Here is a 1,505-nt window from a genome sequence, read left to right as displayed (position 1 = left end):
TCCCACCGGCGGTCGACCGCCCCGGTCGCAGCCACGCCGCGGCACCCGACCGCCACTGTCGCAACGACGCCGCCGGACCGGATAAGGTGGGCCCGAACCGCGTGGTACAGGGGCAGACGACGCACAACGGGTCGGCGCGCTCGATGGCAGAACGGCATGACGGAGGGCCTTTTCCGATGGGGTTGTTCACGAAACGCACACGGCGGCCGAGCCGGCGGGCCCAGGCCAAGGCGCTCAAGCACAAGGCCGGGCTGGAGGCCAAGCTGGCCGCCAAGAACGACCGCAAGTCGCGCCGCGCCGAACTGCGCACCCAGCGCAAGGTGGCCAAGCAGCAGGTGGCCACGCTCAAGGCCGAGGAGAAGGCCGCGCTGAAGCTGGCCGCGAAGGCCGAGCGCGACCCGTTCAGCGCCGCCCAGATCAGGAAGTACATCGGCGTGGCCAGGGTGCTCATCCCGGTGCTGGCGCCGCTGGCCTACCGGGGCGCCACCATCATCCGCGGGCAGCTCGACGCGCGCCGCGCCCAGCAGCTCGGCATCGGCGTCGAACAGCTCGGCGACTTCACCGGTCACGGCGCCAAGCTGCAGGCCAGGATCGCCAACACCGAGGCGGCGCTGGACCGGGTGCAGGACACCAGTGGCGATTTCGTCGCCACCACCAAGGACCGGCTGGCCGGTCTGAGCACCGCGGTGCGCACGGCCGAGCAGATGCCTGCCGCGCGCAGGCGCGGCGTGCACGCCTCCATCTCCCATGAACTGTCCGGCATCGAGGCAGAGGTGCTGGCCCGGCTCGGGGTGCGCTGATCGCCATGGCGAAATCCGTGGTTCGCATCCTGGTCACCGCACTGCTCGCGGTCGGCATGGCGCTGACGTCGGGCGGGCTCGCGGCCGCGCACTCCGGGGCGGTCGGCAGCGTGCCCGAGGACGGCGCGCGGATCGACACCGGTCCCGAGCGGGTGGTGGTGACCTTCAACGAGGAGTTGCAGCCCGGTTTCCCGTCGCTGACGCTGGTCGGCCCGGACGGCAATCTGTGGTCGGACGGCGAGCCGACGGTCGACGGCCGTTCGGTCAGCGTGGCCGCGCGCGAACTCGGCCCGGCCGGTGAGTACACCATCGCCTTCCGGGTCACCTCCGCCGACGGTCACGTGGTCAGCGGCACCCGCACCTTCACCCTCACCACCCCCGGCCGGGGCGAGCCCGGTGAGCGCGCCGACGGCGGGTCCGCCGAGGAGGCCGAGGAATCCGGCTTCCCGCTGTGGCTGCTGATCGCGGGTGTCGTGGTGTTGCTCGCGGTCGGCCTCTCGGTGCTGCTGTTCGGCTTCCGGGGCCGCGACGGCCGCTCGTGAGCGCGCCCGCGCCGCGGTGAGCGCGCCGACCTCCGGCCGCGACGCCGCCGCGCTGTCCGCCCTGCTGCCCGCCGGGTTGCTCGGTGTCGGGCTGGCCTGGTTGCTGGCCCGGCCCGACTTCGCGCCCGCCGCCGCGCTGATCCGGGTGGTCGCCGACGGCACC

General features: G+C 73.5%; 2 protein-coding genes. Both read left to right on the top strand.

The genetic code is table 11. The annotated features are described in order from the left end of the window. Window positions 1-176 precede the first annotated feature (176 nt). Complete coding sequence (locus tag QH283_RS18035) at window positions 177-800, top strand: DUF6474 family protein (protein ID WP_280504162.1); 624 nt, start codon at window positions 177-179, stop codon at window positions 798-800. Between the two features lie 5 nt (window positions 801-805). Next, window positions 806-1,342 (top strand): copper resistance CopC family protein, encoded by a 537-nt coding sequence (locus tag QH283_RS18030; RefSeq protein WP_280504161.1) that lies wholly within the window; start codon window positions 806-808, stop codon window positions 1,340-1,342. Window positions 1,343-1,505: the final 163 nt, after the last annotated feature.

Source organism: Nocardia farcinica, assembly GCF_029867845.1.
Taxonomy (GTDB): domain Bacteria; phylum Actinomycetota; class Actinomycetes; order Mycobacteriales; family Mycobacteriaceae; genus Nocardia; species Nocardia farcinica_A.
The sequence above is the reverse complement of the archived record's forward strand: the minus strand, read 5'-3'. Positions and strand labels throughout refer to the sequence as shown.